This window comes from Nocardiopsis sp. TSRI0078 (assembly GCF_001905145.1).
Taxonomy (GTDB): Bacteria; Actinomycetota; Actinomycetes; order Streptosporangiales; family Streptosporangiaceae; genus Nocardiopsis.
Genome location: NZ_LWLB01000002.1, coordinates 108,631 through 132,415 on the forward strand (window position 1 = coordinate 108,631; position 23,785 = coordinate 132,415).

The 23,785-nt window shown below is 73.0% G+C and carries 25 protein-coding genes; 11 read left to right on the top strand and 14 right to left on the bottom strand.

Going from position 1 to position 23,785, the window contains the following annotated elements:
* Window positions 1-232: 232 nt before the first annotated feature.
* Window positions 233-1,000 (bottom strand): hypothetical protein, encoded by a 768-nt coding sequence (locus A6A08_RS04135; RefSeq protein WP_073701174.1) that lies wholly within the window; start codon window positions 998-1,000, stop codon window positions 233-235.
* Between the two features lie 292 nt (window positions 1,001-1,292).
* Here A6A08_RS04135 and A6A08_RS04140 point away from each other — a divergent pair, with 292 nt between their 5' ends.
* From A6A08_RS04140 to A6A08_RS04150, 3 genes are all read left to right on the top strand, one after another.
* Window positions 1,293-1,913, top strand: a complete 621-nt coding sequence (locus A6A08_RS04140; RefSeq protein ID WP_073701175.1) for a TetR/AcrR family transcriptional regulator — start codon at window positions 1,293-1,295, stop codon at window positions 1,911-1,913.
* A gap of 32 nt (window positions 1,914-1,945) precedes the next feature.
* Entirely contained in the window at window positions 1,946-3,139 is a 1,194-nt protein-coding gene (locus tag A6A08_RS04145) for an acyltransferase family protein (RefSeq protein ID WP_073701176.1), read from the top strand.
* A gap of 211 nt (window positions 3,140-3,350) precedes the next feature.
* The gene (locus A6A08_RS04150; protein WP_073701177.1) at window positions 3,351-3,902 is read left to right on the top strand and encodes a sugar O-acetyltransferase; all 552 of its coding nucleotides are present in this window, start codon (window positions 3,351-3,353) and stop codon (window positions 3,900-3,902) included.
* 99 nt (window positions 3,903-4,001) lie between these two features.
* Here A6A08_RS04150 and A6A08_RS04155 read toward each other — a convergent pair whose 3' ends face one another.
* The 3 genes from A6A08_RS04155 to A6A08_RS04160 all read right to left on the bottom strand — a co-directional run bounded on the left by A6A08_RS04155 (window position 4,002) and on the right by A6A08_RS04160 (window position 6,792).
* Window positions 4,002-5,888 carry an ABC transporter ATP-binding protein gene (locus A6A08_RS04155; protein WP_073701178.1) on the bottom strand — a complete coding sequence of 629 codons (1,887 nt, stop codon included), beginning with the start codon at window positions 5,886-5,888 and terminating at the stop codon, window positions 4,002-4,004.
* 63 nt (window positions 5,889-5,951) lie between these two features.
* Window positions 5,952-6,077: a hypothetical protein gene (locus A6A08_RS29070; RefSeq protein ID WP_274533997.1), complete on the bottom strand. Its 126-nt coding sequence runs from the start codon at window positions 6,075-6,077 to the stop codon at window positions 5,952-5,954.
* Window positions 6,078-6,096: 19 nt separating this feature from the next.
* Window positions 6,097-6,792 carry a GAP family protein gene (locus A6A08_RS04160; protein ID WP_073701179.1) on the bottom strand — a complete coding sequence of 232 codons (696 nt, stop codon included), beginning with the start codon at window positions 6,790-6,792 and terminating at the stop codon, window positions 6,097-6,099.
* A gap of 69 nt (window positions 6,793-6,861) precedes the next feature.
* On the opposite strand from A6A08_RS04160, the gene A6A08_RS04165 reads away from it, so the two are divergent.
* Window positions 6,862-7,491: a TetR/AcrR family transcriptional regulator gene (locus A6A08_RS04165; protein WP_073701180.1), complete on the top strand. Its 630-nt coding sequence runs from the start codon at window positions 6,862-6,864 to the stop codon at window positions 7,489-7,491.
* A 131-nt stretch (window positions 7,492-7,622) separates the two neighbouring features.
* Window positions 7,623-8,201 carry a GNAT family N-acetyltransferase gene (locus A6A08_RS04170; RefSeq protein ID WP_143181665.1) on the top strand — a complete coding sequence of 193 codons (579 nt, stop codon included), beginning with the start codon at window positions 7,623-7,625 and terminating at the stop codon, window positions 8,199-8,201.
* 43 nt (window positions 8,202-8,244) lie between these two features.
* Here the strand turns inward: A6A08_RS04170 and A6A08_RS04175 are convergent, their stop codons facing one another.
* The 5 genes from A6A08_RS04175 to A6A08_RS04195 form a co-directional block, all read right to left on the bottom strand.
* Window positions 8,245-8,652, bottom strand: coding sequence for a MarR family winged helix-turn-helix transcriptional regulator (locus tag A6A08_RS04175; protein WP_073701181.1), 408 nt, complete (start codon window positions 8,650-8,652; stop codon window positions 8,245-8,247).
* Window positions 8,653-8,877: 225 nt separating this feature from the next.
* The gene (locus A6A08_RS04180; RefSeq protein WP_073701182.1) at window positions 8,878-9,675 is read right to left on the bottom strand and encodes a methyltransferase domain-containing protein; all 798 of its coding nucleotides are present in this window, start codon (window positions 9,673-9,675) and stop codon (window positions 8,878-8,880) included.
* 260 nt (window positions 9,676-9,935) lie between these two features.
* Complete coding sequence (locus A6A08_RS04185) at window positions 9,936-12,266, bottom strand: excinuclease ABC subunit UvrA (RefSeq protein WP_073701183.1); 2,331 nt, start codon at window positions 12,264-12,266, stop codon at window positions 9,936-9,938.
* 98 nt (window positions 12,267-12,364) lie between these two features.
* Window positions 12,365-13,120: a cyclopropane-fatty-acyl-phospholipid synthase family protein gene (locus A6A08_RS04190; protein ID WP_073701275.1), complete on the bottom strand. Its 756-nt coding sequence runs from the start codon at window positions 13,118-13,120 to the stop codon at window positions 12,365-12,367.
* A gap of 302 nt (window positions 13,121-13,422) precedes the next feature.
* Entirely contained in the window at window positions 13,423-14,166 is a 744-nt protein-coding gene (locus tag A6A08_RS04195; protein WP_073701184.1) for a (2Fe-2S)-binding protein, read from the bottom strand.
* 244 nt (window positions 14,167-14,410) lie between these two features.
* On the opposite strand from A6A08_RS04195, the gene A6A08_RS04200 reads away from it, so the two are divergent.
* From A6A08_RS04200 to A6A08_RS04210, 3 genes are read left to right on the top strand one after another with little or no spacing between them, the layout of a single operon-like run.
* Window positions 14,411-15,673, top strand: coding sequence for a sensor histidine kinase (locus A6A08_RS04200; protein ID WP_073701276.1), 1,263 nt, complete (start codon window positions 14,411-14,413; stop codon window positions 15,671-15,673).
* Entirely contained in the window at window positions 15,670-16,374 is a 705-nt protein-coding gene (locus A6A08_RS04205) for a response regulator transcription factor (RefSeq protein WP_073701185.1), read from the top strand. Before A6A08_RS04200 ends, A6A08_RS04205 begins: the two co-directional genes overlap by 4 nt.
* Before the next feature lie 38 nt (window positions 16,375-16,412).
* Window positions 16,413-17,384, top strand: a complete 972-nt coding sequence (locus A6A08_RS04210) for a DUF4097 family beta strand repeat-containing protein (RefSeq protein WP_073701186.1) — start codon at window positions 16,413-16,415, stop codon at window positions 17,382-17,384.
* On the opposite strand, the gene A6A08_RS04215 is transcribed toward A6A08_RS04210, so the two are convergent.
* Complete coding sequence (locus A6A08_RS04215; RefSeq protein WP_073701187.1) at window positions 17,381-17,773, bottom strand: hypothetical protein; 393 nt, start codon at window positions 17,771-17,773, stop codon at window positions 17,381-17,383. The two genes, A6A08_RS04210 and A6A08_RS04215, sit on opposite strands and share 4 nt — an antisense overlap.
* Before the next feature lie 128 nt (window positions 17,774-17,901).
* Here A6A08_RS04215 and A6A08_RS04220 point away from each other — a divergent pair, with 128 nt between their 5' ends.
* Complete coding sequence (locus tag A6A08_RS04220) at window positions 17,902-18,918, top strand: Gfo/Idh/MocA family protein (protein WP_073701188.1); 1,017 nt, start codon at window positions 17,902-17,904, stop codon at window positions 18,916-18,918.
* Here the strand turns inward: A6A08_RS04220 and A6A08_RS04225 are convergent.
* A complete protein-coding gene (locus A6A08_RS04225) occupies window positions 18,896-19,819 on the bottom strand; it encodes a GNAT family N-acetyltransferase (RefSeq protein ID WP_199866835.1) in 924 nt (307 codons plus the stop codon). The genes A6A08_RS04220 and A6A08_RS04225 overlap by 23 nt on opposite strands.
* A 135-nt stretch (window positions 19,820-19,954) precedes the next feature.
* On the opposite strand from A6A08_RS04225, the gene A6A08_RS04230 reads away from it, so the two are divergent.
* The gene (locus A6A08_RS04230) at window positions 19,955-20,518 is read left to right on the top strand and encodes a Uma2 family endonuclease (protein ID WP_073701189.1); all 564 of its coding nucleotides are present in this window, start codon (window positions 19,955-19,957) and stop codon (window positions 20,516-20,518) included.
* Between the two features lie 7 nt (window positions 20,519-20,525).
* On the opposite strand, the gene A6A08_RS04235 is transcribed toward A6A08_RS04230, so the two are convergent.
* Both A6A08_RS04235 and A6A08_RS04240 read right to left on the bottom strand, forming a co-directional pair.
* Window positions 20,526-21,482, bottom strand: a complete 957-nt coding sequence (locus tag A6A08_RS04235; RefSeq protein WP_073701190.1) for a YafY family protein — start codon at window positions 21,480-21,482, stop codon at window positions 20,526-20,528.
* Complete coding sequence (locus tag A6A08_RS04240) at window positions 21,479-22,684, bottom strand: MFS transporter (RefSeq protein WP_073701191.1); 1,206 nt, start codon at window positions 22,682-22,684, stop codon at window positions 21,479-21,481. Before A6A08_RS04240 ends, A6A08_RS04235 begins: the two co-directional genes overlap by 4 nt.
* Before the next feature lie 56 nt (window positions 22,685-22,740).
* Here A6A08_RS04240 and A6A08_RS04245 point away from each other — a divergent pair, with 56 nt between their 5' ends.
* The gene (locus tag A6A08_RS04245) at window positions 22,741-23,310 is read left to right on the top strand and encodes a CGNR zinc finger domain-containing protein (protein ID WP_073701192.1); all 570 of its coding nucleotides are present in this window, start codon (window positions 22,741-22,743) and stop codon (window positions 23,308-23,310) included.
* Here the strand turns inward: A6A08_RS04245 and A6A08_RS04250 are convergent.
* Entirely contained in the window at window positions 23,291-23,701 is a 411-nt protein-coding gene (locus A6A08_RS04250; protein WP_073701278.1) for a RidA family protein, read from the bottom strand. The genes A6A08_RS04245 and A6A08_RS04250 overlap by 20 nt on opposite strands.
* Between the last annotated feature and the right edge of the window lie 84 nt (window positions 23,702-23,785).

Genomic DNA, 23,785 nt, shown 5'->3' on the forward strand with positions numbered 1-23,785 from the left:
TGTGGGCCGGCAGACCCGGGGATTCCAGGGAAGGACGTCGGGGGTCGGAGCGCCCGCCTGCGGCACCGGAGGAGTCGCCCGCGCGCCGTGTTCCGCCCGGCCCGCTCGTGCACCGCGTGGAGGCCTCACCCAGCCGGGACGCGGCGAGCCGGTCGAGCGGCACACGCTGCTTTGCCGCCTCGGGAGCGGGACGTGGCCCCCGGACGGAGCCCTCCCGTCCGGGGGCACACGGTCAGCCCCGGTCCTGCTCCAACAGGTCCTTGAGCACTGCCAGTCGCTGCCTCCAGAACGCCCTGGCGGCCTCGGCGGCCTCGGCGTCGGCCAGCTTGGAGTGCTCGAAGGCGACCACGGCCTTGTTCTCGCCCTTGGCCGTGAACCCGACGGTGAGCCGGGTCGCGTGGTCGAAGTCGGCGGTCAGCCGCCGGGGCTCCGTGGCGGTGCGCACCGACAGGGTGCTTGCGGGCAGCCAGCGCTCGCGCCGGCCCTCCTCCGTGAAGGCGGCGAAGACCCGCTCCACCGGCACGTTGACGGTCTTGCTGGCGCTGACGGCGAACCCGTCCTTCTTCTGGCCCGGAACGCGCAGGCCGCGCGCCTGCTCGTAGGCGACGGTGACCGTCTGGGCCCACCAGCCGGGCATGTGCTGCTCCTCGACCAGCCATGCGGCGATCTCGGTGTGGGTACGGCCGACGGCGCCCCAGGCGTCCAGCAGCGCGAACCATCCGGCGTAGTCGCGGCCGGTGCGCTCCCTGACGGACGCATCGGGGATCCGCGTGCTCATCGCCGCGGTGGGAGCGGTGGCCCGGTCCCGGACGGCGCCCCCGGCACCGGTGCGGGCGTCTGCCGAAGCGGCGCCCGCGGTGGTGGACACGGGGGCCGCGCCGGCGGGATCGGGAGCGCTGTCGGCTCGGACGAGGAGGTGCCTGCGGGCGGCGGAGTAGCTCTCGCCGGTCCGGCCCATCCGGGCGCGCACCCGCTGCTTGAAGGACTTGTTCCTGGTCATGACGGCTCCTCGGCGACGGCGTCGAAACCCACGCTTTCGTCGCCCGCCGGATGAGGCGCATCAGACCGGCGTCCCGAGAACTCAAGGCCCCCTTTGCCCCCTCACAGCCGGCGGCGTGGGCACCGGAACCGGGGGTTGGGCGCGGGACCGCGCCACCTTTCGATGGTACTGCTCTCCTGACGGATTCTCCAGCCCCACTTTCCCGGCGCCCCGGGGGCCGGTGGGTGGCGTCCCAGGGGCGTACCAGGGTCATCCCCGATAGTTTTCTGGCCGTTCGTGCTAGATTCTGGCCATGCAGTCAAAAAATAAACCAGGCGGTCAGAGCAGGTCCTTCATCGAGGAGGCCCGCAGGGCGCAGATCATCGCGGCGGCGATCGAGGCCATCGCCGAGGTGGGCTACCCCAACGCCTCCCTGGCACGGATCGCGCGCACGGCCGGGATCAGCAAGGGCGTGATCTCCTACCACTTCGCCGGAAAGGACGAGTTGATGGACCAGGTGGTGACGAACGTCTACACCGAGATCTCCGAGACGGTCCTTCCCGGGATCCTGGAGCAGGCGAGCGCCGCCGACATGCTGCGCGCCCACGTGCGCGGCGTGGCCGAGTACGCGCTGGCCAACCAGCGGCGCATGGCCACGCTGGCGCAGATCTTCACGCACGCACGCAAGGAGGACGGCTCGCCGCGCTACGGGGCGGCGGAGGCCGACGCCCTCTACGAGGCCCTGGAGGGGCTCTACCGGAGCGGGCAGGAGAGCGGCGAGTTCCGCGGCTTCGACGTGCGGGTGATGGCGGTGACCCAGCAGTCGGCGATCGACGCGATGTTCGCCTACTGGGACGCCCACCCCGGCCACGACCTCCTGGCGCACGCACGCGAACTGGGTGAACTGCTCGTGCGCGCCACCCGCGCCGACTGACCGTCGCCCCACCCCCGAGTGACGAGGACAACATGACACAGCACGCCGTACCGCCCCTGGGCCCGGACACCGCCGCGCCACCGCCGGGAAGGCGCCTCCACCACGTCGACAACCTGCGGGCCGCGCTGACCGTGCTGGTCGTCCTGCACCACGTGGCGGTCACCTACGGCAACATCCCGGTCTGGTTCTACACCGAGTCGGCCCAGGACCCCTCCGGCGGTCTGCTCGACCTGTTCGTCATCGTCAACCAGACCTACTTCATGGGCCTGTTCTTCCTGCTCGCGGGCTACTTCGTGCCCGGAGCGGCCGACCGCAGGGGCCGACGGGGACTGGTCCGCGAACGCCTGGTACGCCTGGGCGTGCCCCTGCTGCTGTTCGTGCTGCTGCTGCGCCCGCTGGCCACGGCCCACGTGTACCCGGCCGTGGCCGAGGCAGCCGCGGCCGAGGGATCCGAACTCCCGTACTGGCTCTTCTACCTGATCAGCTTCGACCCGGGGCCGATGTGGTTCGTCGAGGTGCTGCTCGTCCTCACCCTGGCCTACGTGATGATCCGGGGCCTGCGTGAGCGCCGCGCCAGGCGGGCGGGCCTGGCGGTCGGCCCCCCGGCCCGCCCCGCCGACGGCGCGCCGCTGCGCTGGCCGTGGCCGGTCCTGGGCTTCACCCTGGGCCTGGCCCTGGCCACCTTCGTCTGGCGCTACCTGGCCCCCGCGCCGTACTGGCCCTTCGTGGGACTGCCCTCGCCCGGATACCTGCCCCAGTACCTTGCCCTGTTCACGGTGGGCGTGCTCGCCTACCGGGGCAACTGGCTGACCCGGCTGCCCGGTGCGGCCGGATGGTTCGGAGCCGCCCTGTCCGCGGCGGGACTCCTGGCGCTGCCGCTCGTCACGACCGTGCTGGGCGAGGCCGCCCTGACGCCGGGCACCTGGCAGGCCCTGGCACAGATCGTGGTGGAGACCTGCTTCGCGGTGGGCACGGTGCTCATGCTGCTGGTGTTCTTCCGGCGCTTCCTGAACCGCGGCAACCGCCTCACCCGGTTCCTGTCCGAGAACGCCTTCGCCGTGTACTTCCTGCACCCGCTGGTGCTGGTCGGCCTGGGGCTGGCCCTGAGCGGCTGGGAGGCGGTCGCGATCATCAAGTTCGCCGCGGTGGGCGCCGTCGCCCTCCCCGCCTGCTGGCTCCTGGCCGCCGCGGTCCGCGCCGTCCCGGGGGCCAGAAGGATCCTCTGACCGGTCGCCGTCCCACCGGGGCCGCCTCCCGGAGAGCGGGGGCGGCCCCTTCCGTACGGGCCCGGCGACAGGCGAGTCGCCCGCGAGCGGTTCGCCGGTGTCGCGGCCCTCGCGACCGCGCACCACCTCGCGGGGTCCGGCGGCCGGGCCTGGCCGGAGCGGCGCGAAGTACCCCTAGGGTCGTGCGCAGGTGTCCTCAGAAGGCAAACGCATGACCAGCCAGAAGGAACGCATGCTCGCCGGTGGGCTCTACCAGGCCGACGATCCCGAGCTCCAGGCCGATCTGGTCCGCGCGGAGAAGCGCGCCGAGGCGTTCAACAACTCCTCCGTCGGCGATCCGGCCCGTCGGGAGCTCCTGGCCGAGCTGGTGGGCGAGTTGGGTGAGGACACCTGGGTCCGGCCGCCCCTGCGGGTGGACTACGGGTACCGGCTCAGCATCGGGCCGCGCACGTTCGTCAACTGCGGCGCGGTGATGCTGGACGTGGCCCCGATCCGTGTCGGCGCGGACGCGCAGATCGGCCCGAACGTACAACTGCTCACTCCCGCCCACCCCGTCGACCCTGAGCAGAGGCGCGCCAAGTGGGACTCGGCCGAGCCGATCACCATCGGCGACGACGTGTGGCTGGGCGGCGGGGTCATCGTCTGCCCCGGCGTGAGCATCGGGGAGAACACCGTGGTCGGCGCCGGAGCGGTGGTCACGCGCGATCTACCCGCCAACGTGGTGGCGGTCGGCGACCCGGCCCGCGTCGTGCGCGGGGTCTGAGGGCGAGGGCGCCCCCGCGCCCCCGTCCCCGGTCCCGCGGGCGGGTGTGGCACGGCCGTCCCCCGGTGTGGCGCCACCGGGGGACGGGGTCCGGAAGGCCTACCCGGCCGTGGCGGGCTCGGGATCGCCGGCGGCGAACTGGGTCCGGTACAGCTCGGCGTAGCGGCCGCCCCGGGCGAGCAGTTCGGTGTGCGTGCCGCGCTCGACGATCCTTCCGGCCTCGACCACGAGGATGGCGTCGGCGGCGCGGACCGTGGAGAGGCGGTGGGCGATGACCAGGGCGGTCCGCCCCTCCAGTGCCTCGGCCAGGGCCGCCTGCACCGCGGCCTCGGAGGTGGAGTCCAGGGCCGAGGTCGCCTCGTCCAGGAGGACCACCTCGGGTGCGGCCAGCAGGAGTCGGGCGATGGTCAGGCGCTGGCGCTCACCACCGGAGAAGCGGTATCCGCGTTCGCCGACCACCGTGTCCAGGCCGTCGGGCAGGGAGGCGACGAGTTCGTCCAGGCGGGCGCGGCGCAGCACGTCCCACAGCTCCTCCTCGGAGGCCTCGGGGCGGGCCAGTGACAGGTTGGCGCGGATGGACTCGTGGAAGAGGTGTCCGTCCTGGGTGACCATGCCCAGGGTGGCGCGTATCGAGTCGAAGGTCAGGTCGCGCACGTCCATCCCGCCCAGGCGCACGGCCCCGGAGTCCACGTCGTACAGGCGCGGGGCCAGCTGGGCGATGGTGGACTTGCCCGCGCCGGAGGAGCCGACCAGGGCGACCGTCTGCCCGGGTTCGATCCGGAAGGACACCCCGTGCAGCACCTCGCGCTGCTCGGTGACGTCCAGGGTGGCGACCTCCTCCAGGGAGGCCAGCGAGACCCTGTCGGCGGTGGGATAGGAGAAGGTGACGTCGTCGAACTCCAGCGACACCGGCCCGGCGGGAACGGTTCCTGCTCCGGGCCGCTCGTCCACCAGCGGTTCGAGGTCCAGGACCTCGAAGACCCGGCTGAAGCTGACCAGGGCGCTCATGACCTCCACGCGGGCACTGGCCAGGGCGGTGAGCGGGGCGTACAGGCGGGTGAGCAGCATTCCCATGGACACCACGGTGCCCGCGTCGAGCTGGCCGCGCAGGGCGTAGAACCCGCCCAGTCCGTAGACCAGGGCCAGGGCGAGCGCGGAGACCAGGGTCAGCGCGGTGAAGAAGACCTCCTGGACCATGGCGGTGCGCACGCCGATGTCCCGGACCCGTCCGGCCCTGCGGGCGAACTCGGCGGACTCCTCCTGCGGGCGGCCGAAGAGTTTGACCAGGGTGGCTCCGGGCGCGGAGAAGCGCTCGGTCATCTGGGTGCCCATGGCGGCGTTGTGGATGGTGCGTTCGCGCTCGATCCTGGCCAGACGCGCGCCCATGCGTCGCGCGGGCACCACGAACAGCGGCAGCAGCACGAGGGCCAGCAGGGTGATCTGCCAGGACAGGGCGAGCATCACCCCCAGGGCCAGGACCAGGGTGACCAGGTTGCTCATCACCCCGGAGAGCACGTCGCTGAAGGCGCGCTGGGCGCCGATGACGTCGTTGTTGAGGCGGCTGACCAGCGCGCCGGTGCGGGTACGGGTGAAGAAGGCGACCGGCATGCGCTGGACGTGGTCGTAGACGGTGGTGCGCAGGTCCAGGATGAGGCCCTCGCCGACCCGGGCCGAGAGCCAGCGCACGAGCAGCCTCAGGACGGCTTCGAGGACCGCGACGGCGGCGATGAGCCCGGCGAGGAAGAGCACCGTCGCCAGGGCTCCGCCGCCGGTGATGGTGTTGACGACCCTCCCGGCCAGGAGCGGGGAGGCCACGGTCAGGACGGCGGTGAACACGCTCAGGGCCAGGAACCAGCCCAGGTGCCGTGCGTGGGGTCGGGCGAAGGAGGCGATTCGGCGCAGGACGGGTGGGGAGAAGGGGCGCTGGTCCTCGCGGGCGTGCATCGCGTGGTAGATCGAGTTCCACGCGGCCATTTCCATGCTCATGGTCGCTCACCGGGTCTGTCGGGGTCGTTGCCATGAACCGTAGAACCTCAACAAATGTTTAGGTCAAACCCCGGGGCGGGGCCGCCGCGCGCGCGTGCGTCCCGCGGTCAGTGCACTGGTGGCGGTGTCCGCCACGACCGCCACGATCGCCGCCCAGTCCACCGGGGCCAGCGCCTGGTCCAGCACCACCAGCCCCGCCAGGGCCGCGTCACAGGCCGTCCAGGAAGGTGGCGGCCCCGTCGAGGAGCCCGGTCAGCCACAGTCCGTGCCGCAGGACCAGGAAGCCCACGATGCCGAGGACCCAGCCCATGGCCTCCCGGGAACCGGACTCGACCTTGGTGCGCCAGCGCTCCAGGCGCGGGCGCAGGCGCTCGCCAAGGGCGCGGTGGCCCAGGTAGAGCAGGATCGGCGGCAGCACCATGACGACGTTGTAGGCGGCGATCAGGGGCACCCACACGGTCGCGGGCAGTTCGGCGGTGGTCATGACGCCGATCGCGCCGAAGTAGGGCAGGGCGGTCCCGCCCTCCAGCAGGCCGGTGGCCAGCCCCAGAGCCACCATCGCGGCGGTGTTCAGGGAGGCGGGCCCGCGCTGCCTGCGCGGGCGGGCGGGCGCGAACAGCGCGTAGGCGAGCATGCCCCCGCCCAGGGCCGCCATCGGCCATCCCAGGACGGGGCTGCCGGCGAGGCCGTCCAGCGCCTCGAACAGGAAGCCGAAGCCGAGCATGAGCGCACAGCCCAGGGTGAGGTAGAAGGCCGCGACGGTGGCCAGGTAGGCGAACAGGGGGCGGGCCACCGGGCGCGCCCCGCTGAGTAACACGTACAGCGAGACGCCGATGGTGGCGGGACTGAGCGTGTCCAGCAGGGCCAGTCCGGCGACCGGGACCAGGACTTCGAGGGGTGGCACGGTGGTCTCCCGTCTTTTTATCACACACTTGTGTTAAATAAAGTAGCACAGCTGTGCTAGAAAAGAGGGGTGCCCAAGATCGTCGACCACGAACAACGCCGCCGGGAACTGGCCGAGGCCCTGTGGCGGGTCATCTCCGCCTCCGGACCGACCGCCGTGTCCATCCGTTCCGTGGCCGCCGAGGCGGGCTGGTCGCCCGGCGCGCTGCGCCACTACTTCCCCACGCGCGAGGACCTGCTCGTCTTCGCCATGAACCTGTCCGAGGAGCGCGTCACCGAGCGCATCCTGGCCTTGGGGCGCACCCAGTCACCGGACACGCCCCTGCTGGACCGGGTGGCCGAGTACGCCGAGCAGCTCCTGCCCCTGGACGAGGCCCGCCGCACCGAGTACCGGGCCTGGGAGGCCGCCGGGATCCTGGGGGAGTACGACCGCGACCGGGAACAGCGCTGGACCAGCCAGCGCAGGCTCTACCGCCAACTGGTCGCGGCCATCACCGGGCTGCCCGTGCAGGACCCCTTCCAGCCCCATCCCGACCCGTGGGCGGAGGAGTGGTCCGGCCACCTGCACACCCAGGTGGACGGCCTCGCCCTGCAGTTGATGGTCACCCCGGGCATGACCGACCCGGACGACGCCCGGCACCGGCTGCGCGCCTTCCTCTCCCGCGTCGAGGAGGCCTGGCGCCACCACGCCGCCTCATGACGGGCCGCCCTTTCGAGCCCGTACGCGGTCACATGCGCCTCCGCGTCGCCTCTCATGCCGAGGGCCCGTATTCTCCGCTGTTTCCGGTGGTCGATACTGGGTGGGACCAGTGACCGGAACCACCAGGGGAGATGCGCGTGACCACCAGTCAGACCAGTGAGTCGGCGTCCGGGCCCCAGCCCGAACTGACCTACAGGCACGCCGTGGCCGACGACGTCCCCGTTCTCGTCGAGCTGGTCAACTCCTGCTACCGGGGCGACTCCTCCAAGCAGGGATGGACCACCGAGGCCGATCTGCTCGACGGCCAGCGCGTGGACGCCGACGGTATGGCCGGACTGCTGGAGCGCACCAACACGATCGTCCTGGTCGCCGAGGCCGAGGGGCGGATCGTGGCCTGCTGCGAGCTCCAGCGCGGCGTCAGCGGCGCCTACTTCGGCATGTTCTCGGTGCTGCCCAGCATCCAGGGCGGCGGACTGGGCAAGCGGGTCCTGGCCGAGGCCGAGAACACCGCGGCCCGCGAGTGGAACTGCCGCCTGATGCGGATGAAGGTGCTCAAGCAGCGCCCGGAGCTGATCGCCTGGTACGAGCGGCGCGGCTACACCAACACCGGCAGGACCGAGCCCTTCCCCTACGGAGACGAGAGCTTCGGCCTGCCCATGCGGGCCGACCTGGCCTTCGTCGAGCTCACCCGGGAACTTCCCGTTCCCTGAACCCGCCGGGGACCGGCCCGGCCGAGCCCGCGGCCCGGCCGGGTCAGCCCTGTTCGAGGTTGGCCGACATCCGCTCCAGAACGTCGACGGCGATCCGGTACTCCTCGTCGCCGATCCCGCGCGAGAGACGGCGGCGGGCGTCCTGCACCCTGACGAAGAGGGCCTCGTGCGCGCTCTCGCCCTCCGCGGTCAGCGCGAGGGCGACCAGCCCCTCGACCCAGCCGCGCTGGCGCAACTGGTCCACCACCGGGGTGACGGTGTACTCGTCCTCCTCCAGGAACGGGGCGAGCCTGCGGTCGAGGTCGGCGACCGTCCCGGGTTCGGTGTGCAGGGAGTTGAGCACCTGCCAGTGGCGGCGCCCCAGTTCCTCCGAGGCCAGGACCCTGTCGAAGTCGTTCTCGATGAGCCTGTCCAGGTGTTTGAGCCAGTAGCCGATCGGCAGGTCGGACATGTTGCCTCCTCCAGTACGGCGTCAGCGGACCGCCACATCTTCCCGATAGATCGAAGATATATCGCTTCCTTGCGACTCGCCAGTGCACCGGGAAGATGTCGCCACCGCACGTTAACGTTCCCCATGTCACCTCCACCCCTTCCTGCCGGGCTGCGGATCATGCGAGGCGACGCCGTCGGCCCCCGCGCCCGACACGGGCCCCGGAACGGGGAGGGGCTCGGCGGATCAGACCCGGCACAGGATCGCGCCGCGCGGGATCACGAACACCCCGTCCGGATCCTGGCTCCACGCCTTCCAGCCCGCCGAGATGCGCTCCAGTTCCTCCTGGGTGGCGTGGCCCTCCCGGAGGGCCTGGCGGCCCATGTCCGACTCCAGGATGCGCCTGGCCCACATACCGCCCCACCAGGCGCGGCGGTCGGGGTCGGAGTGGCTCCACACCTCGGCCACGTAGGTGACGTCGGTGAACCCCGCCTCGCGGGCCCAGGCCACCATGCGCCGACCCGCGTCCGGTTCGCCGCCGTTGCGGCGCGCCACGCGCTGGTAGAGGTCCATCCACGCGTCCAGTTCGGGCGGACGCGGGTACCAGTACATGCCGGAGTAGTCGCTGTCGCAGGCGGCCACGACCCCGCCGGGCCTGGCCACGCGGCGCATCTCGGACAGGGCGCGAACCGGATCGGCGACGTGCTGCAGGACCTGGTGGGCGTGGACGACGTCGAAACCGTCGTCGGGCAGGTCCAGGTCGTGGACGTCACCGACCAGGAACTCGACGTTGTCGGTTCCGGCCTCCCGGGCGGCGGCGCGGGCCAGGTCGACCGCCTCGGCCGAGGAGTCCACCGCGGTGACCGGACCGGGGGCCACCCGCCGGGCGAGGTCGGTCGTGATGCTGCCCGGACCGCAGCCCACGTCCAGCAGGGAGCGGCCGGGGGCCATCTCCTGGAGCGCGTAGGCGGCGGAGTTGTCCGCGTTGCGCCAGCGATAGGAGTTGGTGACCGACGGGTGTTGGCCGTGGGTGTAGCGCGTCATGGGGGTGCCCTCTCATGGGTCGCCGAGGCGTACCGACACCCTGGACCCTACACCCGTCATCTCTCTTTGTGAGATTTCTTTCTCATATCATGAGATCAATTGATGTGTTCCCTGGTCAGAGTCCCGTGTCTTCTCAACCAAGGCCGTGCACGGCGAAGGCCGCGGGCCGCTCCGCCACCGCTCGGGCCCCGCGCGCCGGCCTTTCGGCCCGCCCAGACGGCCGAGTTCACCGGACGGCGGCTGGGAGAGGACGTGGCGCGTCAGAGCAGTTCCTTCAGATAGGAGCCGGTCCGGCTGTCCGGGGCAGCCGCGACCTGCGCGGGCGTGCCCCGCGCAACGATCCGGCCGCCCTGCGAACCACCGCCCGGGCCCAGGTCGATGACGTGGCCGGCGATGGCCACGACCCGCATGTCGTGCTCGGCCGCCACCACGGTGGCGCCTGCGCCGACGAGGTCGAGCAGACGGCTGACGAGGACGTCGGTGTCGTACGGATGGAGGCCGGTGGTGGGCTCGTCGAGCAGGTAGACCGTGTCGGCGACCCGGCGGCGCTGGAGTTCGGTGGCGAGTTTGATCCGCTGGGCCTCGCCGCCGGACAGCTCCGTGGCGGGCTGGCCCAGGCGCAGGTAACCCAGGCCGACCCCGGAGAGGGTCTCCAGGGAGCGCCGCACCGAGGGATCCTCGGTGAAGAACCCCGCCGCCTCCTCGACCGACATCGCGAGCACGTCCGCGACCGTGCGCCCCCGATACTCCACCCGGAGGGTGTCGTCGTTGTAGCGCGAGCCGCCGCAGGTCGGACAGGGGGCGTAGGTGGTGGGCAGGAACAGCAGCTCCACCGACACGAACCCCTCCCCCTCACAGGTCGGGCAGCGTCCCCCCGCGACGTTGAAGGAGAACCGGCCGGGCCCGTAACCGAGCGAGCGGGCCTCCTCGGTGGCCGCGAACAGCTTGCGCACCGTGTCGAAGAGCCCGGTGTAGGTCGCCAGGTTGGAGCGCGGTGTCCGCCCGATGGGCTGCTGGCTGACCCACACCACCCGGCCGTGTTCGGTGGCCCGGGCCCCGATCTCTGCCAGCAGGGAGGACTTGCCCGAACCGGACACCCCGGTGACGGCGGTGAACACGCCGAGGGGGATGTCGGCGTCCAGCCCCCGCAGGTTGTTGCGGGTGGCCCCGCGCAGTCCCAGGTGTCCGCTGGGGGTGTGGGTCCGGTGCTCCGGGAGGATGTCGTGGAACAGGTAGCGGCGGGTCACCGACTCCGGGACCTCGCGCAGGCCGGGCACCGGGCCGCTGTACAGGACGCGCCCGCCGTGCTCGCCCGCCTCCGGCCCCACGTCGACGATCCAGTCCGCGCCGCGCACGATGTCCGGGGCGTGCTCGACGAAGCACACGGTGTTGCCCCCGTCGCGCAGGCGCCGGAGGATCCCCGAAAGCGCCTCGCAGTCGGCCGGGTGCAGGCCCGCGGAGGGCTCGTCCAGGACGTAGACCACCCCGAAGAGCCCCGTGCCCAGTTGGGTGGCCAGCCGAATCCGCTGGAACTCCCCGGTGGACAGGGTCGGTGCCGGCCGGGCCACACTCAGATAGCCCAGGCCCAGCTCCGCCAACACCCCGACCCGTCCCGTGATCTCCCCGGCCAGTGCCCCCGCAGCCCCCGTGTCCTCCCTCCAGGGGCGCAGCAGGGCGACCAGTTCGGTCAGGGGCAGCGCCGCCAGTTCGGCGATGGTGTGCCCGGCGAAGGTGACCCGCAGCGCCTCCTGCCGCAGCCGCCGACCGCCGCACTCCAGGCAGGTCCGGTTGACCATGAACTCGGCCGCCCTGCGCCGCCGGGCCTCACTGGCGGAGGAGGCGTACGCCTTGAGCACCAGCCTCCGGGCGCTGCTGTACTTTCCCTGGTAGGGCCGGTGAACACGGCCCGCCTCACGGACCGGGTGGACGGTCACCACGGGCTGTTCCTCGGTGAACAGGATCCAGTCGCGCTCGGCCTGGGGCAGCTCCCGCCAGGGCCGGTGGATGTCGTACCCGAGGGTGTCGAGGATGTCGCGCAGGTTCTTGCCCTGCCAAGCCCCGGGCCAGGAGGCGATGGCCCCCTCAGCGATGCTCAGCCCGGGGTCGGGCACCAGCGACCCCTCGGTGACCTCGTGCTCGACCCCCTCCCCGTGGCATACGGGGCAGGCGCCGACCACGGTGTTGGGGGAGAAGGAGTCGGAGTCCAGGTGCTCCGCCCCGGGCGGATAGGTGCCCGCCCGGGAGAAGAGCATGCGCAGCGTGTTGGAGAGCGTGGTGAGGGTGCCCACGGTGGAGCGGACCGAGGGCGCGGAGCGCGGCTGGGCGAGCGCCACTGCCGGCGGCATCCCGGTGACGTCGTCCACGTCCGGGGCCGGGAGCTGCTGGAGCAGACGCCTCGCGTACGGCGCCACCGACTCCAGGTACCGGTGCTGGGACTCGGCGTAGAGGGTCCCGAAGGCCAGGGAGGACTTCCCCGACCCGGAGACCCCGGTGAAGGCGACCAAGGCGTCCCGAGGCAGCTCCGTGTCCACGTTCCTCAGGTTGTGGATGCGGGCGCCGCGCACCCGGATGCGGTCGTCGTGGTTGTCCATGGGACAAGCCTTACCTGGTCCCGGCCCCGGATCGCGCCCACGGGCCGTCCGGGTACGGCAAACCCCGGCGCGTGTCGGAGTCTGCCGTCGCGCACGGGTCAGACCCGGATCAGGGACAGGTAGGCGAAACCGATGGTCTCCCGGGTGCCGCGGACCCGGAACTCGCGGTACCGGTCGGCCCTGGCACGGACCTCGTCGGTGTCCGGGGAACCGGGGTTGGCCAGCAGCCACTCCTCCAGGCCCTGAGTGTGCCGGTTCTCGAAGTCGTCCCACTCCCACAGGTCTGCCTGGGACAGCGCCCGCAGCCGGAAGCCGTGGGAGAGGGCGAAGTCCACCAGGTCGGGGAGCGAGCGGTACTGGGCGCGCGGGATGTCGCGCATGGTCTCCGACTCCTCCCCGGTCGGCTCACGCAGCCAGAAGCACTCGCCGAACAGGAACCGGCCACCGGGCCCGAGCAGGTCGGAGACCGCCTCCAGGGCGTTGGCGGTGTGCGTCTCCGGCTCACCGCCCCACACATGGGCGGCGCCGTTGTTGACGACGACGTCCGCGTGTGTGCCGGGCCAGGAGCCCACGTCGCCGACCACGAGTTGGACGCGGTCGGCCAGTCCGCGCTCCCGGGCGTTGGCACGTCCGTGCCCGACGGCCTCCTCGCCGAGGTCGATGCCGAATCCGGTGGCGGTCGGCTCGCTCGCCAGGGCGCGCAGCAGGAGTTCGGCCCAGCCGCAGCCGATGTCGACGATCCGCTTCCCGGCCAGCGGGCCCAGCGAGTGGATCAGCCTGGCGGCGTGGGCGTCGGAGAGCGGGCCGTTGAAGTCGGCGTCACGGTACAGGGGAGGAAGCGGTGGGGTGACCATCAGGGCAGGGTCCCGCAGACCGACCGGTGCGTCCACCTGTTTCACGGGTGGTGTCGGCCCTTTCCGCACGCCCTGCCCCGATCCTCAACTGGGCCCCGTCCGGGGGAGCAGGACGGTCCTGCCGGGCAGGCGGCCCGCGGTGGCCTCGGCGTGGGCGGCGGGCAGGTCGGCCACCACCCGAGAACGCCGCACCCCGAGCCCTCGCCCCCGGACGGGACGGAGGGGGAGGCGACAGAGCGCACGTCCTCGCCGGAGAGCCCCACCGGTGGGCCGGACGGAAGCGTCGCCGGCGCGGCGCGCCCTCAGGAGCGCAGCGCGCAGTCCCCGCAGTAGCCCGCACCCGGGACCCGGTAGTACAGGCAGCACGTGGTGCGCCGGAACACCGCCGCACCCGAGGCGTCCGCCCCCGTGTAGGCACCGGTTCCGGCCAGGGACGGGCGCTCCAGCAGGTCCCCGGCCACCTCCTCGGCCCGCCCCCGCAGGGCGGGCCGGTCCGCTCCCAGTGCGCGCACGGCCCCGGCCAGGGCGGAGGCCGTGTTGCCGCGCAGCAGCCCCCGCGCCACCTTTCCCACCCCGGCCAGATCCCGCGCGACGTGCGCCATCACCCCCAGGACCACCGTGCGCTCGACCCAGTCGGCCGCCTCCGCCGCCCCTCCGGCCACCGGCGCGGCCCGCTGCTGCGAGGTGCGCAGCACCACCGGCCCCTCCCGGTGCGGGTCCCAGTGGAACCGTGCCGCGTCCAGCAGCGCCCCGTGGCACAGCGCCGCCGCCAGCACCGGCGACAGCAGCCGCGTCGCCAGCCCCTGGTGGAACACCGAGGCCGCCACCCGCCACTCCACCGGGGCCTCCGGCCGCCCCGACAGCTGCGCCAGCCGCCCGCGCACCCGCTCCACCTCCGCGGCGAGCGTCCCGTCCTCCACGCCCGCCTCCGCACCGCCCAACGGCAGCCATCCCGGGCCGGGAGGCCGCTCCTCCAGCGCGAAGAGCATGTTGATCCGGCCGACGTCGGCCAGCACCGGCCGCACCGCCACCCCCGCAGCGTCCACTCCGACCCCTTCTCCGTCCTCGGGAGACGTACCGGTAGTGCCAGCACCACCCCCACCTCACGTGCTGATGACCTCGTGTCACGGGGGCCGTGAAACCTAGATTGGTGCCGTGACCGGTCAGAGCACACACGACAGCGCGAGCGGCGGGAGCGGGGCCTTCCCGCCCTCCCTCTCCGGTCTGCCCCGCGTCGCAGAAGCCTACGGGGCCGCCTGGAGGGTGCGCCTGGTCGAGGTCCTGCACCTGATGACCTCCCTGGCCCTGGCCCTGTTCTACCTGGCGCCCGCGTTCATGCTCATCGTCTCGGCCACCTGGATCGGCTTCGCGGCCACCGCGCCCTGGCAGCCCGACGTGCCCCGGCGCGATCCCGACCGGCCGGCCGTCGACGCCGTCGCCTTCCTGGTGGCCCTTCCCGTCGCCGCGACTCTGCTTGCTCGCCTGGCCTGCCGCGTCCAGCGCAACCGGCTGGACAACGTGTTCGGGATCGTGGAGACCAGCCCGCCCGACCCCCTGGCCGCCCACACCCCGCTCCTGCGCGCCTGGCGGTTCCTGTTCGGCCGAGACGCCTGGTCCGCGGTCGTCTACAGCACCGTCGCCGGAGCCCACGGCCTCCTGGCCGCGGGCGCGGTGGTGCTGCTGGTGGTGTGCGGCGGAGCGACCGCCGCCGGCGCCCTGGTCGGCATCGTGTTCGTACTGGCCCAGGGCGCCCCCGGCGACCTGGTCGGCCCGCTGGTCCTGGTGGTGGTAGGACCGCTGTGCGCCCTGGTGGGCCTGCGCCTGGCCCCCTTCGTCGTGGCCACCGAGGTCCTGCTGCACCGCATGTTGCTGTTCGAGGCCCCCGAGGTGCGCATCCGCCGCCGCCTGGTCCACGTCCAGGACAGCCGCCTGCGCATGGTCGACGCCGCCGAGTCCGAGCGGCGCCGCATCGAGCGCGACCTGCACGACGGCGCCCAGCAAAGGCTCCTCGCCCTGTCCATGACCCTGACCCGGGCCCGCTCACGTGTGGGTACCGACCCCGAGACGGTCCTGGAACTGATCACCGAGGCCCAGCGCGAGTCCCGCGAGGTCATGGACGAGCTGCGCCAGGTCGCGCGCGGACTCCACCCCAGGGTCCTGACCGACCACGGACTGGGCGCGGCCCTGCCCGTGGCCGCCGGACGCGCCCCGGTGCCCGTGCGGGTCGACGTCGAACTGGGGGAGCGTCCCTCCCCGCGGGCCGAGGGGGTGGCCTACTACGTGGCCTGCGAGGCGCTCACCAACATCGCCAAGCACGCCGGGGCCGCGCGGGTCACCGTGGCCGCCGAGCGGATACCGCGCCCGGCCCGGCGCGGCGGCGACCTGCTGCGGCTCACCGTCACCGACGACGGCGCCGGAGGGGCCGACCCCGAGGCGGGCACGGGCCTGTACGGCCTGTGGGACCGCGTGGACGCGGTCGACGGCACCCTGACCGTGCACAGCCCCTCGGGTGAGGGCACTGTCCTGACCGCCGACATCCCATGGGAGGCATGACCGTGTACACCAGCGCCAACCCCGTACCGCCCGCCGAGAAGGGCCCGCGGGTGGTCATCGCCGAGGACTCGGTGCTGCTGCGCAGCGGGATGGCCCGGCTGCTGGAGGACTCGGGTGTGGAGATCGTCGAGCAGGTCGGCGACGCCGAGGCGCTGCTGCGCGCGGTGGAGGAGAACCCCGGCGTGGACCTGTGCCTGGTCGACATCCGCATGCCGCCCACCTACTCCGAGGAGGGCATCCAGGCGGGCATCGCCATCCGCCAGCGGTACCCGGAGGTGGCGGTGCTGCTGCTGTCCCAGCACGTGGTCAGCCGCTACGCCGCCGACCTGCTGGGCGGCGGGTCCAGCAAGGTCGGCTACCTGCTCAAGGACCGGGTCGCCGACATCGACGAGTTCCTGGGGGTGCTGCGCCGGGTGGCCGGCGGAGGCGCCGCCATCGATCCCGAGGTGGTCTCGCAGCTGCTCAGCAGGAGCCGGGACAGCGCGCTGGACCGCCTCACCCCCCGCGAGACCGAGGTGCTGGAGGTGATGGCACAGGGACTCAACAACGCGGGTATCGCGGCCCGGCTGACCGTCACCGAACGCGCCGTGGAAAAGCACATCCGCTCGATCTTCACCAAGCTCGACCTGGGCCAGGACGACCACGACCACCGCAGGGTCCAGGCCGTCCTGCGCTACCTGCGCGGCGCGGACCGGGCCTGACCGCTCACAGGGGGCGCGAGCCCCGGAAAGGAAAGACAGTGACATTCAAGGCGCGGGGCCTGTACGCCTCGTCGAGCAAGGAGCCGCGCAGGTTCCGCGTGGGGCCGTGGCTGCTCCTGGGCGCGGTGCTGGTGGCGGCCCTGGTGGTGGCGACCGCGTTCTCGGTCCTGGGCAGCGTGGGCGTGGACCACGGCGACCGGAGCGACACCTTCGACGGCGCCCCGGCCGTGCGGATCGACAACCGTACCGGGGGCGAGGTCACCCTCACCAGTGGCGGCGACGGGGTTCGGGTGGACCGCACCCTGCGGGGAACCCCTCTCACCGAACCCGAGGAGACCATCCGCGAGGACGGGGACGCCCTGCGGGTGGAGGCGCTCTGCGCGGGTGTGCCGTTCCTCGGCCACTGCTCGATCGACTACGAGGTGGCCGTCCCGGTGGGGACCGAGGTGGTCGTGGAGACCATCAGCGGCCGGATCAGCGTCCGGGGCGTCGACGGCCTCCTGGACCTGTCCAGCACCAGCGGCGAGGTGGAGGTGGCGGGCAACAGCGGCGACGTCACCGTCGAGACCACCAGCGGCGGGATCGACGTGTCCGAGGTGGAGGGGTCCCTGGTCGCCGAGACCACCAGCGGGGAGATCACCGCCGCGGGCGCGGGTGAGCGCCTGGAGGCCAGCAGCACGTCCGGGGAGGTGGACGTGTCCGGGTTCGAGGCGCGCACGGTCGTGGCCGAGACCACCAGCGGCGGCCTGGAGCTGGGCGGGGGCTTCACCGAGGCGCGGGCCTCCACGGTCTCGGGGAGTATCGGGGTCGCCACCGACGAGGCCTTCGACCTGCTGGCTCTGGAGAGCACCAGCGGCGGGATCGACGTGCGGGTACCCGAGGGCACCTACGACGTCACCGGCGAGTCCACGTCCGGCGGGCGCGAGGTGGAGGTGGACACCTCCCCGGGGGCGGACGCGCGTATCGAGGCCGACACCGTCAGCGGCTCCCTGACCGTCACCTCCGGTTAGGGACTCCCGGCGCGCTCGAAGCGCAGCGCCGCCCAGTCCGAGTCGATCGGCACCTGGGCGGTGCTGCGCCACCCGGAGTCGATGAGGAGGTCCCAGCCCTTGTCCGCGGCCAGGTCGGTGATGATCGTTCCGCCGCGCTGGGGATAGCACACCCACAGGCGGGTACGCGGCCCCACCGCGGCCAGCGTCCGGGGCACCTCCCGATCCACGGTCCCCCGGTCCAGGGCGAACAGGTGGACGTCGTCGTACTCCGCGCCCTCGAGGGGACCCAGGTCGACGTGGATGTCGGGGGGCGGGTCCAGCAGTCGCAGGTAGCGCTCCGGAGCGTTGAGAACGAGCAACCGGTCACCGGGCTGTACCCCGAGCCTCTGGGAGAGGGTCTTCGTCATGTCCTCCTCCGTTCGTGGCCTACGGGCGGCCTCGCCCGCCTCCCTGGACACCGTACGGTCCCCCGGCGGGGAATCCGAGTACCTTCCCCGCCTCGATCCCGAGATGACCGGGTTTTTAGGATGCTCTCATGACAGATGACAACGGCGGACTGCGCTGGGGCGTGGTCGGGACCGGCGGTATCGCGCACTCCTTCGTCGAAGGGCTCAGGGCCACCCCCACGGCCCGGATCACCGCGGTCGGATCGCGCACCCGGGAGCGGGCCGAGGAGTTCGCCGACGCCTGGGGCATCCCCGAACGCCACGGCAGCTACGAGGACCTTGCCAGGAGCCCCGAGGTGGACGCCGTGTACGTGGCCACCCCCCACCCCTGGCACCATCCCAACACTCTGACCTGCCTGAACGCGGGCAAGCACGTGCTGGTCGAAAAGCCCATGGCCATGAACGCCCTCCAGGTGGCGGAGATGGTGGCGGCCGCCCGCGACAACGACCGCTTCCTGATGGAGGCGATGTGGACCCGCTACCTGCCCGCCTACCGCCTGGTGCGCGACCTGGTCGGGGACGGGGCGATCGGCGAGGTGTCCTGGATCTCGGCCGAGTTCGGCAGCAACGTCCCCTACGACCCCGACCACCGGATCTTCAACGCCGACCTGGGCGGCGGCGCCCTGCTCGACCTGGGCGTGTACCCCCTGGCCCTCGCCTCCCACTACCTGGGCGAGCTGACCGTCGTGGGCGCCACCCGGAAGCTGTCGCCCGACCGGATGGTGGACACCCACACCACCGTGCTCGTGCGCGGCGAGAACGGCGGCACCGGCTCGCTGGCGTGCTCCTCGCGCGCCACTCTGCCCAACCGGGCGGTGCTGGCCGGATCCGGAGGGTGGCTGGAGATCCCGCACTTCTGGGCGGCCACCGAGGTGGTACTGCACCGCGACGGACACGAGCCGGAGGAGTTCCACCGGCCCTTCCGCGCCAACGGCTACGAGTACGAGGCCGAGGAGGTCGCGCGCCGCGTGGCCGCGGGCGAGCGCGAGAGCCCCGACATGCCCTGGGCGGAGAGCCTGCGCCTGGCCCGGCTCACCGACCGGATCCGCGACATGGGCGGCCTGGTCTACAGCCCGGCCACCGTCAAGGCCGTGCCCCTGGCATGAGTCCGGCCGGGCCCGCCCCGCCGGGAGCGGTCCCGGCGACCGGGTCCGCGGGCTCGGCGCCGCGCACGGGACGACCGCCGACCGCGGGCATGTTGCGGACCTGCGCCCGCAGCACGCGTGCGGCGGTGGCCCGGGCCAGGACGGGCGCGCTGGTGCGGGCCACGACCAGGACGGCGTCCTTGGGGCCGACCCGGTGGGCGAAGTAGTCGTCGAGCGGGGTGTGGCCGCTGCGGGGCCGGGTGCCGTAGACCTCGCCGTCGAACATGCGGTAGGCGTCGCGGACGAGCAGGGTGTCGGTCTCCAGGCGGGGGCCGTCGCCCAGCCACTCCGCGGCCTCGCCCGCGATGCGCCGGACCAGAGCGGGGAGGGGCCGGAGCTCGTTGGGGAAGACGCGGGCGGCGCCCAGGCCCTTGCGCCATCCGGCGTAGACCGCCGGGTGGCGGGTGCGCAGGACCACGTAGGTGCGCCGGAGCGGGTGGAGGAGGACCTCGCGGGCCAGGAAGTGGGTCATCAGGGCGGCGGAGAGGCCGAACCGGCGGTGGGCGGGGACCACGCCCGCGGCGTCCAGGTAGAGGGCGCGCCGGGAGGCGAAGCGGCGGCGGTGGTACCCGCCCCAGCCGACGGGGGAGCCGTCGGGGCCCAGGATGAGCGCCAGGGTGGCGATCTGGTCGAAGAATCCGGCCTCGACACGGGTGCGCCAGTAGCCGGAGTGGTCGGCGCCGAAGGCGCGCGCGGCCAGCTCGCGCAGGGTGTGGTGGAGGCGCTCGCGGCAGGGAGGTGCCAGGGCGGCGGGGGAGTCCCAGCGGGCGACGCGGTAGCCGGGGCACAAGTCCCGCACGATGGGCGGCGCGCTCAGACCGCGCAGTTCGGGGCTCTTGATCTGGACGGACACCTGCACCACTGCCTTCGTTACTCCTCGGGTATGGATGACTCCCCAAAGTAGCGTTTTTGGCGTGCGTGCGGGCGGACTTCGTTGAACCGGAGGGTGGCGAGGCCATTCTTGCCGCGAGGCAACTTCCACGGTCGGTAGGCAGACATGTGCGCACGACCGCTACCGGACTGGCTCATCCCCCCGACCAGAGGATTCAGGGCCGAGGACCTGGACGCCCTGCCCCCGCACACCGGACTGATCGACGGAAGCCTCGTCCTCATGAGCCCTCAGCCGGGCTTTCACAGTGTGGTGTTGGACCTGCTCACCGCCGGACTGCGGCGTACGGTTCCGCCCCACCGCCGTGTGCGCCGGGAGATGACGGTCACGCTCGGGCCGCGACAGCGACCCGAACCCGATCATCGTGGTGGACGCCGAGGCGGTGGACAACCGTCAGAGCACCTTTCCCCGGAGGCGGTGGCGCTCGCGGTCGAGGTCGTGTCGCCCGAATCCGTGGAAAGGGACAGGCACCGCGAACCCCAGCTCTACGCGGAGGCGGGCATCCCGCACTTCTGGCGGGTGGAGAACAACGACAACGCGCCCGTGGTGTACGTGTACGAACTGGATCCCGCCAAAGTCCGTTACGTACCCACCGGCATCCATCATGAGCGGCTCAAGGTCGAGCTCCCCTACTCCGTCGACATCGACCTGACCGAGGTCGACCGACTGTGAGCCGGTGTCAGCCGGAGGCCGCCGCGCGGTGGAACCTGGTGGCCAGGCGAGCCATGTGCCCGCGCAGCTCGTCCGGTTCCTCCACCTCCATGTCCATGTCGAGCATGCCCAGGTAGCAGGCCATGTGCAGCAGTGAGTCCCCGGAGCACACCAGTACGCACGAGCGCTCGTCCACCGGCTCGATCCGCCCGTGGGCGCCGGCCGTACGCTCGGCCTCCTCCGCTGGGACGAACAGCCTGATCCGCGCCCGTACGGGCCACATGTGCACGTTCATCCGCTCCTCCAGGTAGGCGACCACGCCCTGCTCGGGCGGGTCGCGCGGGGGCACGCGCGGGCCGGTCGGGGTGAGCGGGCGCATCCGGTCCACCCGGAAGGTGCGCCAATCGTCGCGGACGGTGTCCCAGGCCACCAGGTACCAGCGCCGCCCCCGCGCGACCAGCCGGTGGGGCTCCACGGTCCGGCGTGAGGCACTGCCGTCGTGGCTCTCGTAGTCGAAGCGCAACCGCTCGCTGTCCCGGCAGGTGGCGGCCACCAGGGCCAGGGTGTCGGCGTCGACCGCGGGTCCCCCGGAGGGCATGGGGACGGTGAAGGTCCCCAGCGCGTCCACCCGGCGGCGCAACCGCGAGGGCAGGACCTGCAACAGCTTGGCCAGGGCTCGCACCGAGGTCTCCTCGATCCCCGACACCCCGCCCTGGGCGGCGGTGCGCAGCCCCACGGCGACCGCCACGGCCTCGTCGTCGTCCAGCAGCAGCGGCGGCAGGGAGGCGCCCGCACCGAGCTGGTAGCCGCCCCCGGTGCCCATGGTCGCCTGGATGGGATAGCCCAGCTCGCGCAGCCGGTCCACGTCCCGGCGCACGGTGCGCGGGCTCACCCGGAGCCGTTCGGCGAGTTCGCCGCCCGGCCAGTCCTTGCGTGTCTGCAGAAGGGACAACAGGCGCAGCAGGCGCGCGGAGGTCGCTCTCATGCGCGCAGTCTGCCAGGAGTGGAGGACGGCTGCGGTCCTGCACCCACGCGGATGCCCGCGTACACCAGGGCCGCCACCGCCTGGATTCCGGCCGCCACGGCCAGGCACACGGGCACGGACACCTCGGCCAGGGGGCCGGCGACGGCGGCGCCCAGGGCGAAGGCGGAGATCTTCAGGCTGGCCCCGGTGGTGAAGACCTGGGAGCGCAGGTGCTCGGGGGCCTCACGGTGGCGGACCGCGAACAGCGAGGCCAGCTGGGGCCCCTCTGCAGCGCCCACCAGTGCGGCCCCCGCCAGGAGCAGGGCGGGGGAGGAGGCCAGGGCGGCCAGAGCCGTACCGGCGGCCTGTACCAGGACACAGGCCAGGACCACCGTGTCCGGGCGCGCCCGCGGCGGCCTGCGGGCCAGTACCAGGTTGGCCAGCAGAGAGCACACGGCCATGCCCGACAGCAGCAGGGCCCCGCTCTCCTGGGAGCCCAGCAGGCGAAGGCCCGCCACGGGCGCGCACACCACCAGCATGCCCGTGCCCGCGACGGAGACCGCGGTCACCGCCGTGACCCGCAGCAGGGCCCGGTTGCCGAGCACCGCGCGCACCCCGCGGAGCAGGTCGGCCGCCACGGGCCCGGACACGGCACGGCGCGGTGCCCGTCCGGGCAGGGTCCAGGCGGCGGGCACGGCCAGGGCGAGGAGGAGCACGGCCGCGGCCACCGCCGCCCCGGCACCGGAGACGGCGGCGGCCACACCGGCCAGTGCCGGGCCGAGCAGGCCGGCCGCACCGAAGGTCATGGCGTCCCACGCACTCGCACGCGGCAGCCGTCCGGGCGCCACCACCCGCGGCAACTGCGCGGTCCAGCCTCCCGACAGCACGGGCCCGACCAGGCCGACGGCCAGGGTCCCGGCCACCACCAGGGGCAGGGGGAGACGGCCCAGGGCGAGGGCGGCCGCCGCCAGTCCCGCCGCGTACACGGCCAGGGCCGCGGCCAGCAGGCGCCCGGGCCGGGAGGAGCGGTCCAGCACCACACCCACCAGGGGGCCGCCGACGGCCGCGGCGGCGGTGAGCCCGGCGAGCAGGGCCGATCCGGCGCCCACCGCCCCGGTGAGCGCCATCCCCCACAGGAGCAGGGCCGGGCCCGACGTCTCGTCGCCGGTGCGCGCGCACACCGCCCCCGTCAGGTACCGGACCAGGCCATAACGCTGTGACATGTCCAGGACGCTACGAGGTAACGGCACAAGGTGGAAGAGGCGTTACATTGGGCGCCATGCCCTTCACCCACGCGATCACCGGCCGCTCCGTGCGCGCCGTCGCCGACCGCACCACCGACCTGCTCAACGCCCTGGCCGAGGAGGACACCGACGCGGCGGCCCTCGCCCGGGTGCTGCGCGTCCACGGAGAGACCGATCCGGTGACCGAGACCGACGTCGACCAGATGCGCGAGGCCGCCCACCGGATCCGGGAGGTCCTGGCCGTGCGGGACGTCGGCGGCGCGGCCGAGCGGATCAACCGGCTCCTGGCCCGCGCCCACCAGCCCCGGCTGACCGACCACGGCGGCACCACGCACTGGCACGTCCACGTGGACTCCCGCGACGACGCGCCGCTGGCCGAGTGGTTCACCGCCTCCTCGTGCCTGGTGCTGGCGCTGCTGCTCGCCGACCGCCAGCGCCCACCGGGCGGGGTGTGCGCGGCGCACGGGTGCGAGCGGGCGTTCGTGGACCTCGGCAGCGGCAGTCCGCGCCGGTACTGCTCGCGCCGCTGCGCCACCCGCGCCCGGGTGGCCGCCCACCGGCGGGCGGCCGGCTCCGGAGCGGGGGTCAGCCGGCCTCGGACGTGACGGCGACCGCCTCCACCTCGACCAACTGGTCCTCGTAGCCGAGCACGGTCACCCCGAGCAGGGTGCCGGGCGCGTCGTGCTCGCCCATGTGGGCACGCACCACCTTCCAGGCCCGGACCAGGTCCTCCTGTCGACTGGAGGCGACGTAGACCGTGGTCCTGACGACGTCGGTGAGGTCGGCCCCGGCGTCGGCCAGGGCGGTGCGCAGGTTGCGCATGACCTGCTCGGCCTGGCCCGCGTAGTCGCCCACGGCGACGGTCCTGCCCTCGGCGTCCAGCGGGCAGGCGCCCGCGGTCCACACCACCCGCGCGGACGCGGGGGCCGTGGCGGCGTAGGCGTATTCCACGGCTTCGGTCAGGGTCTGGCTGCGGACCAGCGTGACCGCGCTCATCTTGTCTCCCGGGTGCTCGTCGGTCGGTACGCCCCGTCCAACGCGCGCGTTCATCGCGACGGTTCCGGCTCCGTTCACGGCGGT